This is a genomic window from Nesterenkonia halobia (assembly GCF_039536005.1).
Lineage (GTDB): Bacteria > Actinomycetota > Actinomycetes > Actinomycetales > Micrococcaceae > Nesterenkonia > Nesterenkonia halobia.
This window is the reverse complement of the sequence record NZ_BAAAYG010000012.1, coordinates 1-15,170: the sequence shown is the minus strand read 5'-3', so window position 1 is coordinate 15,170 and position 15,170 is coordinate 1. Positions and strand designations below refer to the sequence as shown.

Genomic DNA, 15,170 nt, shown 5'->3' with positions numbered 1-15,170 from the left:
GTGTCACCAGTGCGGGACCCGGAACCGCCCCTGAGCCGTCCCTGAGTCGTCCCTGAAGGGGCTGTGAACGGTGGGAAATCAGTGCATGGCATCGGCGACGTCGAGGGCGGCGTCGAGGATGTCGAGACCGGCGTGCGCCTCGTCCACCGAGACGGTGCACGGCGGCACGACGTGGATCCTGTTGAAGTTGGCGAAGGGCAGCAGGCCGCGCTCCTTGCAGGCCGCGATGACCTGGGCCATCTCAGGGCTGCTGCCGCCGTAGGGCGCCAGCGGCTCCTTCGTCTCCGGGTCCTTGACCAGCTCGACGGCCCAGAACACTCCCGTCCCGCGGACTTCTCCGACCGACGGGTGGCGCTCGGCGATCTTACGCAGCCGCGGGCCGATGGTCTCCTCTCCGAGGCGGGCGGCGTGCTCGACGATGCCTTCGGCCTCCATGGCCTCGAGGGTCGCCACCGCGGATGCGGTGGCCAGCGGGTGTCCCGAATAGGTCAGTCCGCCGGGGTAGGGGCGCTGGTCGAAGGTCTCGGCGATGTGCGGGCTGATCGCCACGCCGCCGAGCGGCACGTAGCCGGAGTTCACGCCCTTGGCGAAGGTCAGCAGGTCCGGGACGACATCGAAGTGTTCGACGGAGAACCAGCGGCCGGACCGGCCGAAGCCGGCCATGACCTCGTCGGCGATGAGCACGATGCCGTGGCGGTCGCAGAGCTCGCGGACGCCGCGCATGTAGCTCGTCGGCGGGATCATGATCCCGGAGGTGCCGGGGATGGATTCGAGCACCAACGCGGCGATGTTCTCCGGACCCTCGAGCCGGACGGTCTCCTCGAGGTGCTCCAGCGCGCGCTGGGATTCCTCCTCCTCAGTGGTCGCGTGGAAGCGTGACCGGTAGAGGAAGGGGCCGAAGAAGTGCACCACGCCGGAGTCGCCGTAGTCGTTCGGCCAGCGCCGGGGGTCGCCGGTCAGGTTGACCGCGGTATCGGTGCCGCCGTGGTACGAGCGATACCGGCTGAGCACCTTGTATCGGCCGGTGTGCAGTCGGGCCATGCGCACCGCGTGCTCATTCGCATCGGCCCCGCCATTGGTGAAGAAGATGCGATCCAGGTCGCCGGGCGTGTGCTCGGCGATCAGCTCGGCGGCCCGCGACCGGGCCGGGTTCACATGCTGCGGTGCGACGGTGCAGATGTCGGCGGCCTGCCGCCGGATCGCCTCGACCACCGACGGATGCTGGTGGCCGATGTTGGTGTTGACCAGCTGGGAGGAGAAGTCCAACAGGCGCCGGCCTTCGCCGTCCCAGATCCAGCTGCCCTCGGTGGCCAGGATGGTCATCGGGTCCAGCGAGCCCTGCGCGGACCACGAATGGAACACATGACGACGGTCCAGTTCATAGGCGTGCCGGCCCGCTTCGACGGCCTCGGCGGAGAACTCGCGGGTCGGGCCGAGGTCTTCTGCTCCGCGACGGACTGAGGTCTCGGTGGTCATGATGATCTCCTTCGCTGATCGTCCGCTGTGGATCTCGTGCGGATCCCGCGCGGATCAGGTGCTCGGGTCGGGGCCGGTCAGCCGTTCTGCGGGAAGCCGAGCTGCAGGCCGCCGTGACTGGGGTCCAGCCAGCGGCTGGTGACAGCCTTGGTGCGGGTGTAGAAGTGCACGCCGTCGGCGCCGTGGGCGTGGGAGTCGCCGAAGAGCGAAGCCTTCCACCCGCCGAAGCTGTAATAGGCCATCGGCACCGGGATCGGCACGTTGATGCCGACCATGCCGACCTCGACCTCGTTCTGGAACCGCCGGGCCGCGCCGCCGTCGTTGGTGAAGATCGCCGTGCCGTTGCCGTACTTGTTCCGATTGATCAGCTCCAGGGCCTCGTCGTAGCTCTCCACGCGCAGCACCGAGAGCACGGGGCCGAAGATCTCGTCGGTGTAGATGCTCATCTCCTCGCCGACGTGATCGAAGAGCGTCGGCCCCAGCCAGTAGCCGTGCTCCATGCCCTCTGCGGAGCGTCCGCGCCCGTCGACGACCAGGTGCGCGCCGTCGCGCTCTCCGGCGCCGACGTAGGCGGCGACCTTGTCGCGGTGCTCCTTCGTCACCAGCGGACCCATCCCGGGCTCGTCGGTGCCGCGACCGATGGTGATGCCACGGGTGCGCTCGGCGATCTTGGCCACCAGCTCGTCGGCGGCGTCGCCGACCGCCACGCAGGCGGAGATGGCCATGCACCGCTCGCCGGCCGAGCCGAAGCCTGCCGAGGTCATCGCGTCGGCGGCCAGGTCCAGGTCGGCGTCGGGCAGCACGATCGCGTGGTTCTTCGCCCCGCCGAGGGCCTGCACACGCTTCCCGGCCTCGGTGCCGGTGCGGTACACGTACTCGGCGATGGGCGTGGAGCCGACGAAGCTGACGGCCTTGATCGCCTCATGGGTCAGCAGCTCGTCGACGGCGGTCTTGTCGCCCTGCAGCACGTTGAACACGCCGTCGGGCAGGCCCGCCTCCTTCCACAGCTCGGCCATCCACAGCGACGCCGAAGGGTCCTTCTCGGAGGGCTTGAGCACCACGGTGTTCCCCGCGGCGATGGCGATCGGGAAGAACCACATCGGGACCATGGCCGGGAAGTTGAAGGGACTGATGATGCCCACCGGGCCCAGCGGCTGGTGGATCGAGTAGGCGTCGATCTTCGTCGAGGCGTTCTCGGTGTGTCCGCCCTTGAGCAGGTGAGCGATGCCGCAGGCGAACTCCACGACCTCCTGGCCGCGGCCCACCTCGCCGAGGGCGTCGGAGACGGTCTTGCCGTGCTCGCGGCTGATGATCTCGGCCAGCTCGGACTTGCGGGCGTTGAGAAGCTCCCGGAAGGCGAAGAGCACCGTTGTGCGGCGGGTCAGCGAGGTGTCGCGCCAGGCGGGGAATGCTTCGCGGGCGGCCTCGATGACTGCGCCGGCGTCGTCGACGTCGGCGAGGGCGACCTCAGCGGTGGCCTCGCCGGTGGCCGGGTCGGTGACCTCGGCGGTGCGGGCGGACCGGCCGGAGAAGGCCTCGCCGGCGCGCCAGTGGGTGACAGTGGTGGGCATGTGCTCTGCTCCTCGTGGCTGGGGGCCGTGCCGGGACCCGTCGTGGGGTCTCCCGTGCGGTTCTCCGTCCAGCGTTCCAGGATCCTCGCCATGTGACGGACCGCATCCTGTATGAGCTTATTGACACAGATTTACACTGTGTCAATGACTGTCACCGTGTCAGAGATTCTGGACCTGGATGTCGTGCAGGCGGGCGATCCGCTGGTGCTCAGCGATGAGGGGGTGGAACGTGCGGTGCGTTGGGTCCACAGCATCGACATCGAGGACGTGACCCATCTGTTGCGCGGCGGCGAGCTGGTCCTCACCACCGGCGTGGCGCTGCGCCGCGACGCCGCACGCCACCTGCGCGGCCTCGCCGAAGCCGGAGCGGTCGGTGTGCTCGTCGAGCGTCCGGTGCCCGAGGGAGGGGATCGGCGTGACGTGATGCCGGACGGGGTGCCGGAGCTGGCCCGTTCCCTGGGGCTGACGCTGGTGGCGCTGCGCCGCGAGGTGCGTTTCGTCGAGATCACCGAGCAGGTGCATCGCCGGCTCGTCGCCCAGCAGTACGAGGAAGTCCAGTTTGCCCGCCGGGTCTACGAGACCTTCACCGATCTGGCCATGCACCGCGAGCCCCCGCGGGGCATCGTCGCCACCTCTGCCGATCTGCTCGGGGTGCCGGTGGTGCTTGAGGATCCGATGCACCGGGCCGTCGCCGTCGCAGGTGCCGGTCGGCCGCTCGATGATCTCCTGAAGGACTGGGACGCGACGGCGCGGGAGCAGGACGGGGACGGTCGCAGCAGTTGGGCGTCCGTCGACGTCGGGCCGGTGGAGGAGCCGTGGGCACGCCTGGTCGCGGTGGATGCGGAGCTGCCGCCCGCGCGAGTCGAGATGGTCCTCGGCCGTGCCGCCCAGGCCCTGCACCTGCAGCGCATGCAGGAGTATGGCGGGCAGGAGCTGGAGCACCGGGCGCACCGGGACCTCTTCGACGATGTGCTCGAGGGTCGACTGACATCCGGGGAGATAGAAGCGCGCGCCGTCGCACTGGGTATGGCCCGTGCTGATCAGTACGTGGCAGTCACAGCAGTGGTGCCGAGCGGCCTGAACAGAGAGCGGCGAGGCATCGACCCGGAGCCCGACGGCGGCCTGAGCCTGCAGCACCGGATGCGCGACGTGCTGGCCGCGACCGTCCGGTCGCAGGGCCACACAGGCCTGGTGTCGCTCGGCAGGGAAGCGCGCGTGGACCTGGTCCTGGCCCTCCAGCACGGGCAGGAGGCGCCGGGCTCCGTGTTGGAGAGGCTGGGGCAGGCTATGCGGACCCAGCTGAGCCGCACCACAGGTCTCGATGGCTTGGTGGCCGGGTTCGCCGACCCCTCCGAGGATGTCTTCCGAGCGGTTCTGGCGACTCGGGTATCTGCTCAGGCCGCCGCTGCGGCCGCCGCTCTGAGAGCGCCCGATCACGTCTGCTTCTCCTTCTCCGGACTGCGCCTGCGCGGGCTGTCCTCGCTGATTCGCGACGATCCCAGAGTCCAACGTTTCGCGGAGGCTGAGCTGGGCCCACTGCTGTTGGACGATATTCGTCGTGAAGGGCGGTCGGTCGATGTGCTCCGCGCCTACCTGGAGTGCGGGGGCAACAAGACGGCTGTCGCCCAGCGCCTGCACATGAGCCGGCCCGCTCTCTATGCACACCTGAGACGGATCGTCGAGACGCTGGGCGTCTCCCTGGAGGACGGTGAGTCCCGCGCCTCCCTCCACGTCGCGCTGATGATCATCGATGCACGGTCTGCGCTGGACGGTCATGAACAGCCAGGGGGTCTTCTGGCCGACGTGTGATCGTCGCGTTGCCGCATTCGGCGATTCCGTGTGATTCCGGCGCGTCCTTCGTGCGGGGGCGACCGGCTGCGTGGCAGGGGCGGCGTTCATCGATGCCGTGCCCGGTGTGGAGCGGGCTTTGACATCTTGTAAAGCAGGAAGGTCATCGGGTGACAGTCTGCCCCGGACGCCCGTGAGGCGATGCGGCAGGATGGGCGCAGCAGAATGTGTAGTGAGTCACATCGCTGGACTGTCGATGTGGCCGCTCTGCAGGAGTCTGGTCCCGACTATGGAGGTGGTGCAGTCACCATGTTCGGACTGCCGATGAGCACCACGGTGATCATGGGGGTGGTGATGGGCTTCTGGGTCGTCTACACCCTGGTGTTCTACCTGAGTACCCGCAGGTGGGTCGTCGAGGACGCCGATTACGACGACGCCACGTCCGTGGACGGTTCCGGCGAGGGAGGCGTGCGACGATGAACATCGAGATCACGTTCCTGATCGTCTATTTCCTCGTTCTGCTGGGCATCGGAGCCTGGGTCTCGCGCATCAGCAGCTCGGATCGTGAAGGATACTTGCTCGGCGGCCGGCGCCTGGGCCCGGCTGTGACTGCTCTGCGTCTCCAGAGCACTTCGATGTCGGGCTACATGTTCCTCGGCGCCGGAGGACTCGGCTACAGCCAGGGCTATTACTCGATGTGGTACGCCCTCGGCGATCTGGGCGGCGGCGTACTCAACCTGTCGGTGCTCGGCCGACGCATGCGCAAGCTCTCGCAGCTGCTCGGCTCGATCACCTCCATCGGCTATCTGGAGCATCGGTACCCCTCGGTCTGGACGCGGGCGGTCGCCGCGCCGATCGCGCTGTTCTGCATGTTCTTCTACGTGCTGGCTCAGCTGCTCGCCGGCGGCCAGGGGTTGGCGATGGTCACCGGTCTGGACCTCGACCTGGCGCTGGTCATCGCCATCGGCGTCATCGTCGGCTACACGCTGATGGGCGGGTACCTGGCGGTCGCCTACACCGACTTCGTGCAGGCGATCATCCTCGTCATCGGGATGCTCTGGATCCTGGTGGCGACGCTGCAGCACGTCGGGGGCCTCACCGCCGGCCACGAGGCGCTGGGCGCCATCAACGAGAACCTGCTGACCATGTGGGGCGCCGAGGGAGAGTTCGCCGGCCAGTGGGGGATCATCCTCGGAGCGCTGCTGGTCTTCTCGATCGGATACATGGGCTGGCCCCACGTCAACGTCAGCCACATGTCCATGCGCCGGCCCTCCGTCGCACGCCGCGCGGGTCTCTACGCAACCGGCTTCAACCTGCTCTTCATCCCGGGGGCCTACCTGGTGGGCATGATGGCGCTGCTGATCGTGCCGAACCTGGAAGACCCGGAGATGGCGATCTTCCGGGTCGCCGAGACCGTGCTGCCGGCGTACGCGGTGGGCCTGGTGATGGCCGCCATCATGGCGGCGATCATGTCCACCGCCGACGCCCTGCTGCTGCAAGCAGGCACCATCGCCTCCCAGGACCTCTGGGGCCGTTTCGTGCAGAAGAACATGTCGGAGAAGGCCTCGGTGAGGGTCTCACGGCTGACCATCCTGGTGCTGGCGGTGATCGGCCTGGTGCTGGCGATGGCCCGGCCGCCGGGCGTCTTCGACATCGTCGTCTTCGCCACGTCGGTGCTCGGCGCGGCCTTCGTGCCGGCCTATGTGTGCGCGGTCTGGTGGAAGAGCGCGAACACCGCCGGGGCCATCTCCTCCATGCTCGCTGGGACGGCAGGTGCCGTCTCCGCCGAGCTGATGGGCTCGGCCGACGCCCTCGGCGTCGACGCGATGGTCGTGGGCATCCTGTGCTCGACGGCCACCATCGTGGTGGTCTCGCTGGCCACGCGCCGGATCGCTCCCGTTCCCGAGCGGGTGCGGCGCGCCGTGGAGGAGACTTCCCGGGTCGGCCCGGTGCCGGCGCGGCTCGTGCTCGGCGAGGATCCGACGCTGGCGACCCAGCGGCCGAGCGTCGAGAGCGAGGACGCCCGTGGCTGAGAAGCTGCTGACCGACGCGGCGCCGGCCTCCGGCACACCGGGCGCCCCGCGGCTGGCCTGGCCGGTCGCCGTCGACGCTGATCAGGCGCAGGATCGGGTGAGGGCGCGGCTCGGCCGGGCCGGCGCCTCCGCGGCCCTGCAGGCCCGGCTCTACCTGCACCCCATGCTCGCCGTCGAGCTCGCATGGCACCGTCGCCGGCGCGAGGGGGCGGCGCATGCCCTGGTCGATCTGGTCGGCGGCCGCGCCTTCGTCGTCGAACCTTGGACGGAGGTGCCCTTCGTCCCGGTCGAGGAGCTCGCGGAACTCGACGGGTACAGCGCACGCGACATTCGCGACGGGGCCGCGCGTTTCGGGCCGCCCGTCGCCCGCGTGACGGTGGACGAGGCCGTGGGGACCGCCTGCCGGCTGCTCACCAGCGTGCTGCTGCGGCGCCGCCGACTCGGATCGGGGTCGTCCTTCGAGCTGCGGCGGGACCCGCTGGTGGTAGGGAAGCCGAACTGGTGGGTCACCGGCTCGGTGAGCGGACGGCCGGTGGAGGTCGTCGTCGACGCCGTCTCCGGCCGGCACTACGCCTTCCGGGGCTGAGACGCGCGGCTTCCGGTCGCCCGGTCCGCGCAGAGCGCACCAGCTCGAGACCACCACTGCAGACATCGACGCAGAGAACGACGTAGAGAACGATACGAGGAGGGCCGAGACATGACCGGTCGCCGACCGACTCGCACGGCCGTGACCCTGTGGACGTGCATCGTGGCGGGATTCGCCCTGATGGAGTTCCCCGGGGTCCTGTTCTTCCATGACATGGCCGAGCCGAGGATCCTGGGGCTGCCGTTCATCTACGGCTTCACCGTGGTGATCTGGTTCCTCATGTGCGTGGTGCTGTACGTCGGCCACCGGACCCGCTGGGGGCGCCGAGGGCCGGACGAGGTCGACGACGTCGGCCCGGACGCGACGACGAACGGCAGGGGGCGGTCATGAGCAGTACAGAGATCATCGGACTGCTGGTCATCGCCGGCTTCCTGCTCGTACCCCTGGCGATGGGCGCCGTCGCCTCGCGGAAGGCCACGGCCACCGCCGAGGACTTCTTCGTCCAAGGACGCGGCATGGGATCCGTGGCGGTGTTCTTCACGGTGGCGGCCACCTGGTGGAGCGCGTTCGCGTTCCTCGGCTCGAACGCCAGCTTCTACCTGGACGGTCCGCTGTACTGGACCGCCATCGCCTGGAACATCCTCTTCGGTGTGATGTACTACCTGGTCGGCAAGCGCATCTGGTTCCACGGCCGGCGCGGCGGATACGTCACGCCGCGGGACTTCTTCGTCGGACTCTACGGGTCTCGGAAGCTGGGCACGTACATCGCGGTCATCCTGCTGGTCTTCACCCTGCCGCATCTGCAGATCCAGCTGACCGGAGGGGCCTACCTGATGGAGGTGGCCTCCGACGGAGTCCTGCCGTTCTGGCTCGCGGGTCTGCTGTTCTACCTCGTCATCATCATCTATGTCTGGTCGGGCGGTCTGCGGGCCGTGGCGTGGACGGACGTGTTCTACGGGGTGCTGCTCTTCACCGGAATGATCAGCGCCGGGATCTTCCTGGTCGGCGAAGTCGGCGGGATGGGGACGATGTTCGACCAGATCGAGCAGGTGCGTCCCGAGCACCTCATCCTCGCCGACGGCGATTGGATGGCCTGGATCTCGATGTTCGTGGTCACACCCCTCGGAGCCTTCATGGGGCCGCAGATGTGGACCCGGATGTATGCGACGAAGTCTCCGCGGCTCTTCGACCTCATGCCCTTCCTGCTGGGCCTGGCGGCGATCAGCTACGTGGGATCGATGCTGATCGGCAACGCCGCGGTGGTCCTGGACCCCGACGTCGACCAGGCCGACCAGGTCCTGCCCCGGATGCTGCTGGACTACGCGCCGATCGCGCTGGCGCTGGTGCTCATCGCCTGCGGTGCGGCGGCCGCGATGTCCACGGCCAACTCTCAGGTCCACGCGATGGCGGCGAGCTACACCGTCGACTTCCACGAGAAGTACGTGCAGAAGAACCTGCCGGAGAGCCGCCGGGTCTGGGTGGGGCGCTGGGCGATCCTGGTGTTCTCCGCCATCGCCTACGTGATGACCCTCTACGTGCCGGGCCTGCTGGTCACGATCGGCCTCGTCGCCTTCGCCGGCCTCGCCCAGGTCATCGTGCCGACGCTCGGAGCCCTGTTCTGGACGCGCGCCAGCGTCGCCGGAGCCGTCTCCGGACTGACGGCCGGCGTGGGATCGCTGATCCTGTTCACCGCACTGCCGGCCACGGTCCCGGCGCCGTTCGCCTCCGGCGGCGCCGGTCTCCTCTCGCTGCTGCTGAACATCGTCGTGTTCGTCGTCGTCAGTCTCCTCACCAGGTCCCGCGACGCGGGCATCATGGCCCGGATCTCCTCCCGGGCCCGAGACTTCGACGACGAACGCTGGGCGGCCGACGACGCCGACGATTCCGACGAATCGGCGGAGCGCTCCGCCGCCGACTGACCGTGCCGCGGCGACCGCGCGCCGCCCCGCCCCCGAGAGAAAGGGCCCGTCCCATGAACGACTCCACATCCACCCACGAGACCGCCGGACGCGAGGACTCGCCGGCACTCTCCGCATCCGCCTTCCTCCGGGATTTCCACCACACCTCACGCTTCGGCGCGACGTCGGGCGGCGGCATCGACCGCCAGGCGGGCACGCCCGAGCATGGGGCGGTGCGCGACTGGTTCGAGGAGCGGGCGCAGGAGCTCGGATTCACCGTCGCCGGGGACGGGATCGGCACCCTGTTCGCCCGCCGGGAGTGGATCCCCGGAGCACCGTTCGTGCTTGTGGGCTCGCATCTGGACAGCCAGCCGCTGGGCGGGCGCTTCGACGGCACCTACGGCGTCGTCGCCGCGCTGCATGCGGCTGCCGCGGTCGACGCCGACGTCGCGGCCGGGACGCTGTCGCCTCGGCACAACGTGGCGGTGGTCGACTGGTTCAACGAGGAGGGGTCGCGCTTCGCGCCCTCCATCATGGGCAGCTCGGTCCACGCCGGCCTGCTGGACCTGGACACCGCGCTGCGGACGCGGGACCCGGACGGCACCACGGTGGCTGAGGCCCTGGAGGCGACCGGGCGTCGCGGGGGGACGCCCGGCCCGACGGCGGCGGCCTACGCCGAGATCCACATCGAGCAGGGGCGTCGCCTGGAGCGGTCGGGCATCCCCGTCGGCGTGGTGGACCGCAGCTGGCACACCCAGAAGCTGCTCGTCAGCGTGGTCGGCGAGCAGTCGCACACCGGTGCGACGCTGATGGCCGACCGACGCGACGCGCTGACGGCCGCCGCCCAGGTGGTGCTCGCCGTCGAGTCCGTGGTCGAGTCGTTCCCGCCGGAGAGCATCGTCACGTCGGTCGGGCAGCTCGACGTGGAGCCGAACTCGCCGATCGTCGTGCCGCGGCAGGTGGACCTGGTCGTGGACCTGCGGGCGGATCGGGCCGAGGACGTCGACCGTGCACGGCGGCTGCTGCTCGACCGGTTCCGGGAGGTCGCCGCGGACCGCGGCGTCGAGGTCCGCTCGGAGGACTTCGACGTCCGGCCGGTGCAGCGGTTCCCCGCCGCAGGAGTCGATCTCGCGGAGAAGGCGGCTCGGGACGACGGGCTGGAGTCCGCGGTGCTGGCGACGCTGGCGGGGCACGATGCCGTGGCCATGAATCGGGTGGCTCCGTCGGTGATGCTCTTCGTGCCGTCGACCGACGGAGTCTCGCACTGCGAGCGGGAGTACACCTCCGATGCGGACATGGTGTCCGGCCTGTCCGTGCTCACCGGAGTCCTGCGTCGCCTGGTGGCCGGTGATCTCGACGACGTCGCGCCCGGTGGGAGCGCGACGGCATGAGCGCGGCGACCGACGGAGCGCCCCGGCGGCCGGCGGGGACCGGGGCAGGGGGCGAAGGGCTCGAGCGCGCCCCTGCGGTCGAGGTGCTGGGTATGTTCGCCCGCCGTGAGCTGGCACCCAGCGAGTACCTGGATCACCTGGTGGCCCGCATCGATGCGGACTCCGACCACCCACGGCCGATCAACGCCTTCATGGAGGTGCTGGGGGAGGAGGCCCGGAGCGCGGCGGCCGCAGCCGACGCCCACTATGCGCGTCTCGGGCGGCGCGGCGCATCGGTGCCGGGGCGCCGACTGCTCGGGCTGCCGGTGGCGACCAAGGAGAAACATGGTCTCGCCGGGCACTCGCACAGCCAGGGGATGCGCGCCCACGCCGACGCCGTCGCCGCGCGGGATCATCCGATCGTGCGGCGCATCCGCGACCACGGAGGTGTCATCCACGGCCGCACGACCTCCCCGGAGTTCTCCTGCGCGACCTTCACCCACACCGACCTCTGGGGAACCACCCGCAATCCCTGGGACCGAGGGCTGACTCCCGGAGGATCCTCGGGCGGAGCCGCGGCGGCGCTGGCGGCGGGGATGACCCCGCTGGCCACAGCCTCGGACATCGCCGGCTCCACCCGTCTGCCGGCGGCGTTCACGGGCGTCGTCGGCTACAAGGGTCCCTACGGTGCGGTGCCCGGATCCGGAGTCTTCGCCGCCGACTGGTATCGCGGTGACGGAGCCATGGCCCGGACCGTGGCCGACGTCGCCCTGCTCACCGACGTCATCCGCGGCGTCCATCCCGAGGACCACGCCACGGTGCCCACCTCGTCCGTCTCCGTCCCCGGTGGCGCGGCCGCCCTCGAGAGCCTGCGCGGCCGACGGATCGCCTATGCCCCGACCCTGGGCGACTACCCCGTCCAGCGCGGAGTGCGCCGGCAGGTCGATGGTGCCGTCGCGGCGCTCGAGGGGGCCGGCGTCGACGTCGTCGTGGTCGATCTGCCGTGGACGACCGCGGAGATCCGCCGGACCACGATGGCGCACTTCGGCCACCTGCTGGCCGACGGGATGAGCCGGTTGCTGCGCGGACGGGAGGGAACGGCCGAGGACTACACGCGGCAGTTCATCGAGGACGCTCGTGCCCATGCGGCTCGCCTCTCGCTGTTCGAGACGCTCGACCGTGAACAGCGGATGCAGGCCGAACTCGCCGTGGCGATGGACGGGGCGGATGCGCTCCTGACACCCGTCTCGGCCGTCGCCTCGCTGCCGGCGGGAAGCACGTTCCTCCGGGGACTCGACGTCCATGACGTCGCCGACGGCCCGGACCGGCGTGTGGAGCACTACTGGGAGGCCCATATGACCGTGCCCTTCAACGTGGCCAACCGGTGTCCCGCGCTCTCGATGCCGGCCGGTCTCCACGCGGGGGTCCCGGTCGGGCTGCAGATCGTCGGCCACCCGTACGACGAGGCCACGGTCTTCGCGCTCGGGGCGGCGCTCGAGGCGGTTCGCCCGCAGAGCGCCGCCCCTCCTGGCTGAGACGCGACCGGCACGTCGGATCACCCTGCAGGCTGACGTGCACTGCGCGCCGCGCGCATAGAATGGCCGGGTCGATCGACGATCGATGCCGACTCGTCCGTCGAAGCGTCAGTGAGGTTCAAGCGCAGTGGCCGTAGAGAAGACCGACGAGAGCGACCCCGCCGCCCAGCGGTCGCCCGTCGATCCTGCCGCCCTGGAGGCCCGCGGGCTGAACTCGCTGCAGGTGGCCGAGCGCCAGCGGCTGCAGCTGGCCAACGTGCAGCCGCACACCACCTCGCGCTCCGTGCTGGAGATCCTGCGCACCCACCTGATGACCCTGTTCAACCTGATCATCGGCGCCTGCGCGCTGGTGATCATCCTGCTGGGCCGCTGGCTGGACCTGCTCTTCGCGATCTCCGCAGTGGCCAACGTGATCATCGGGCTCATCCAGGAGTACAGCGCCAAGCGCAAGCTCGACGCCATCGCGCTGCTGCACCAGGACGACATCCACGTCCTCCGCGACGGGATGCTGGTGGAGATCCACCGCGAGCACATCGTGCTCGACGACGTCGTCGAGCTGCGCCGCGGCGACCAGATCCCCGCCGACGGCGTGATGCTCTCCTCGGCCGGCCTCGACGTCGACGAGTCGATGCTCACCGGCGAATCCGACGCGGTGCCCAAACGCCGCGACGACCGCGTGCTCTCCGGCACTGCAGTGCTGGCCGGATCCGGGCGCTTCCAGGTCACCGCCGTCGGCGACTCCGCCCACGCGGTGCGGCTGGCCGCCGAGTCGAAGCGCTACCAGAAGATCAACTCCGAGCTGCGCCGGGCGCTGGAGCGCGTGGCCTTCTGGCTGTCGATCGTGCTGCTGCCCATCGTCGCCGTCGTGCTCAACGGGCAGATGCAGGCCTTCGGCGGCTGGGGCGAGGCCTGGCGCGACGGCCAGTGGCGAGAGGCGATGGTCACCGCCGTCTCCTCGGTGACGGCGATGATCCCGGCCGGGCTGGCGCTGATGACCACCATCGCCTTCGCCGTCGCGGCGGTGAAGCTCGCCCAGTCACAGGTGCTGATCCAGGAGCAGCCGGCGGTGGAGATCCTCGCCCGGGTCGACGTCGTCGGCCTGGACAAGACCGGCACGCTCACCGACGGGACCATCGCCTTCCACGGCGCCGAGCCGCTGGACGCCGCCGGTCGTCCGGCGCCGGCGACGACGCGCTCGTCGACGGCGCTGGAGGGCACCGAGCCCTGGCAGCAGGTGCTGGCCTGGTTCGGCGCCGACGAGTCCGCCAACGCCACCGCCGCGGCGCTGAACGGTCCTTTCCGCGCGCTGCCGCGCCACCGGGAGACCTCCCAGGTGCAGTTCTCCTCGGCGCGGCGCTGGTCGGCGGTGACCTTCGCCGACGACGCCGGCGAGCTGGCCGGCCACTGGGTGCTCGGCGCGCCCGAGCTGCTGCGCGCGCCGACGACCGCCGCCGACGTCGCCGTCGACGAGCTGCTCGAGCGCACCGAGGAGGTGGCCGACCGCGGGCTGCGCACGATGATCCTCGCCCACGCCCCGCTGCACGGGCCGGTGGTGCCCGGCGAGACCGGCGAGCTCGGCCGCGGCGAGCGGCTGCCCGACGAGCTGCGGCCGGTGGCGCTGCTGACCTTCAAGGAGAACATCCGCCCCGACGCGCGCTCGACGCTGGAGTACTTCTCCCGCCAGCACGTGGAGATGAAGGTGATCTCCGGCGACAGCCCGCGCACTGTCGCCGCCGTCGCCCGCGAAGTCGGCATGGAGGTGGCCGGCCACGGCGTCGACGCTTCCGAGCTGCCCGACGACCCCGAAGGGCTGCGCCGCGCGATGGCCTCCCACCAGGTCTTCGGGCGGGTCTCTCCGGAGCAGAAGCGCTCGATGGTCCAGGCGCTGCAGGCCAACGGCCACGTGGTCGCGATGACCGGCGACGGCGTCAACGACGCGCTGGCGCTGAAGAGCGCGGACCTGGGCATCTCGATGGGCAGCGGCGCCCCGGCGACCAAGGCCGTCTCGCGCATGGTGCTGCTCGACGGACGCTTCGACCGGCTGCCCGACGTCGTCGCCGAGGGCCGCAAGGTCATCGCCAACACGGAGCGCGTCGCCCACCTGTTCCTGACCAAGACGCTCTACGCGATCCTGCTGGGGCTGTTCTGCGGGCTGCTGTTCTGGGAGTTCCCGTTCCTGCCGCGGCAGTTCTCCACAGTGGACTTCCTGATGATCGGCTGCCCGGCGTTCTTCCTGGCGCTGATGCCCAATACCCGGCGCTACCGTCCCGGATTCCTGCGACGATCAGTGCTGTTCTCGGTGCCGATGGCCGTGGCGATCTGTCTGGGCGTCATCGCCGTCAGCATCGCCGGACGTATGCTCGACGAGTCCGCCTCCGCAGTGCAGACGGCCTCGACGCTGGCTCTGACGGTCATCGGGCTGTGGGTGCTGGCCGTGGCGCTGCGGCCGATGACCGCTCCGCGGATCGTCCTCGTCGCGGCGATGTACGGGCTGCTGGCGGTGGTCCTGCTGCTGCCGGTCTCCCAGCGCTACCACCTGTTCGAGATGCCCGGCCCGGAGCTGCTCGCGGCGGCCTTCGTCGCCTCCATCCTCGGCGCCGGCGTCGTCGAGGGGGCTTGGCGCGTCCACGAGCGGCACGTGGAGCAGGATCCGCTGGACCCGGCGCCGTGGTGAGGTCGGCGCGCCAGTCAGCCGATCATCGTCGCGTCGATCGCGTTGCGGGTCTCGGGGCGGTCCAGCCGCGCATGCAGCCGGTCCTCGCCCTCGGTGATCCGCAGTGTGGTGAAGGCCGCGGCATCCAGCCGCGGCGCCGCGGGCTCGTCGCGCTGACCGGCGTCGCGCCCGCCGTCGTGCTGGTCGTGCTGGTCGTGCCCGTTCATGCTCCTCACACCCTCTCCAGCAGCAGCGCCGAG

11 protein-coding genes and 1 pseudogene are annotated in these 15,170 nt (G+C 70.2%); 9 read left to right on the top strand and 3 right to left on the bottom strand.

Annotation, left to right across the window (positions count from 1 at the left end; translation table 11 throughout):
* Positions 1-78: 78 nt before the first annotated feature.
* The gene (locus tag ABD652_RS12280; RefSeq protein WP_344721776.1) at positions 79-1,476 is read right to left on the bottom strand and encodes an aspartate aminotransferase family protein; all 1,398 of its coding nucleotides are present in this window, start codon (positions 1,474-1,476) and stop codon (positions 79-81) included.
* A gap of 77 nt (positions 1,477-1,553) precedes the next feature.
* Entirely contained in the window at positions 1,554-3,047 is a 1,494-nt protein-coding gene (locus ABD652_RS12275) for a CoA-acylating methylmalonate-semialdehyde dehydrogenase (protein ID WP_344721773.1), read from the bottom strand.
* Positions 3,048-3,191: 144 nt separating this feature from the next.
* Here ABD652_RS12275 and ABD652_RS12270 point away from each other — a divergent pair, with 144 nt between their 5' ends.
* The 9 genes from ABD652_RS12270 (at position 3,192) to ABD652_RS12230 (ending at position 14,931) form a co-directional block, all read left to right on the top strand.
* On the top strand, positions 3,192-4,856 hold the full coding sequence (locus ABD652_RS12270; protein ID WP_344721770.1) for a PucR family transcriptional regulator: 1,665 nt from the start codon (positions 3,192-3,194) through the stop codon (positions 4,854-4,856).
* Positions 4,857-5,144: 288 nt separating this feature from the next.
* A complete protein-coding gene (locus ABD652_RS12265) occupies positions 5,145-5,315 on the top strand; it encodes a hypothetical protein (protein WP_344721767.1) in 171 nt (56 codons plus the stop codon).
* Positions 5,312-6,868, top strand: coding sequence for a sodium/proline symporter (locus ABD652_RS12260; RefSeq protein ID WP_344721765.1), 1,557 nt, complete (start codon positions 5,312-5,314; stop codon positions 6,866-6,868). The genes ABD652_RS12265 and ABD652_RS12260 overlap by 4 nt, the downstream gene beginning before the upstream one ends.
* On the top strand, positions 6,861-7,454 hold the full coding sequence (locus ABD652_RS12255) for a hypothetical protein (RefSeq protein ID WP_344721763.1): 594 nt from the start codon (positions 6,861-6,863) through the stop codon (positions 7,452-7,454). The genes ABD652_RS12260 and ABD652_RS12255 overlap by 8 nt, the downstream gene beginning before the upstream one ends.
* Positions 7,455-7,595: 141 nt before the next feature.
* A complete protein-coding gene (locus ABD652_RS12250) occupies positions 7,596-7,844 on the top strand; it encodes a hypothetical protein (RefSeq protein ID WP_344721761.1) in 249 nt (82 codons plus the stop codon).
* Positions 7,841-9,373, top strand: a complete 1,533-nt coding sequence (locus ABD652_RS12245; protein WP_344721759.1) for a sodium:solute symporter family protein — start codon at positions 7,841-7,843, stop codon at positions 9,371-9,373. Before ABD652_RS12250 ends, ABD652_RS12245 begins: the two co-directional genes overlap by 4 nt.
* 53 nt (positions 9,374-9,426) lie before the next feature.
* Positions 9,427-10,743, top strand: a complete 1,317-nt coding sequence (locus ABD652_RS12240; protein WP_344721758.1) for a M20 family metallo-hydrolase — start codon at positions 9,427-9,429, stop codon at positions 10,741-10,743.
* A gap of 92 nt (positions 10,744-10,835) precedes the next feature.
* Complete coding sequence (locus tag ABD652_RS12235) at positions 10,836-12,257, top strand: amidase (RefSeq protein WP_344721756.1); 1,422 nt, start codon at positions 10,836-10,838, stop codon at positions 12,255-12,257.
* Positions 12,258-12,384: 127 nt separating this feature from the next.
* Positions 12,385-14,931, top strand: coding sequence for an HAD-IC family P-type ATPase (locus ABD652_RS12230; protein WP_344721754.1), 2,547 nt, complete (start codon positions 12,385-12,387; stop codon positions 14,929-14,931).
* A 14-nt stretch (positions 14,932-14,945) separates the two neighbouring features.
* On the opposite strand, the pseudogene ABD652_RS12225 reads toward ABD652_RS12230, so the two are convergent.
* Positions 14,946-15,170: pseudogene (locus ABD652_RS12225) on the bottom strand (hypothetical protein); the annotation flags it as partial.

Bases quoted from the DNA above. Each gene is read 5' to 3' on its own strand.
- ABD652_RS12280 (WP_344721776.1), bottom strand. From the start codon at position 1,476: ATGACCACCGAGACCTCAGTCCGTCGCGGAGCAGAAGACCTCGGCCCG.
- ABD652_RS12275 (WP_344721773.1), bottom strand. From the start codon at position 3,047: ATGCCCACCACTGTCACCCACTGGCGCGCCGGCGAGGCCTTCTCCGGC.
- ABD652_RS12270 (WP_344721770.1), top strand. From the start codon at position 3,192: ATGACTGTCACCGTGTCAGAGATTCTGGACCTGGATGTCGTGCAGGCG.
- ABD652_RS12265 (WP_344721767.1), top strand. From the start codon at position 5,145: ATGTTCGGACTGCCGATGAGCACCACGGTGATCATGGGGGTGGTGATG.
- ABD652_RS12260 (WP_344721765.1), top strand. From the start codon at position 5,312: ATGAACATCGAGATCACGTTCCTGATCGTCTATTTCCTCGTTCTGCTG.
- ABD652_RS12245 (WP_344721759.1), top strand. From the start codon at position 7,841: ATGAGCAGTACAGAGATCATCGGACTGCTGGTCATCGCCGGCTTCCTG.
- ABD652_RS12240 (WP_344721758.1), top strand. From the start codon at position 9,427: ATGAACGACTCCACATCCACCCACGAGACCGCCGGACGCGAGGACTCG.
- ABD652_RS12235 (WP_344721756.1), top strand. From the start codon at position 10,836: ATGTTCGCCCGCCGTGAGCTGGCACCCAGCGAGTACCTGGATCACCTG.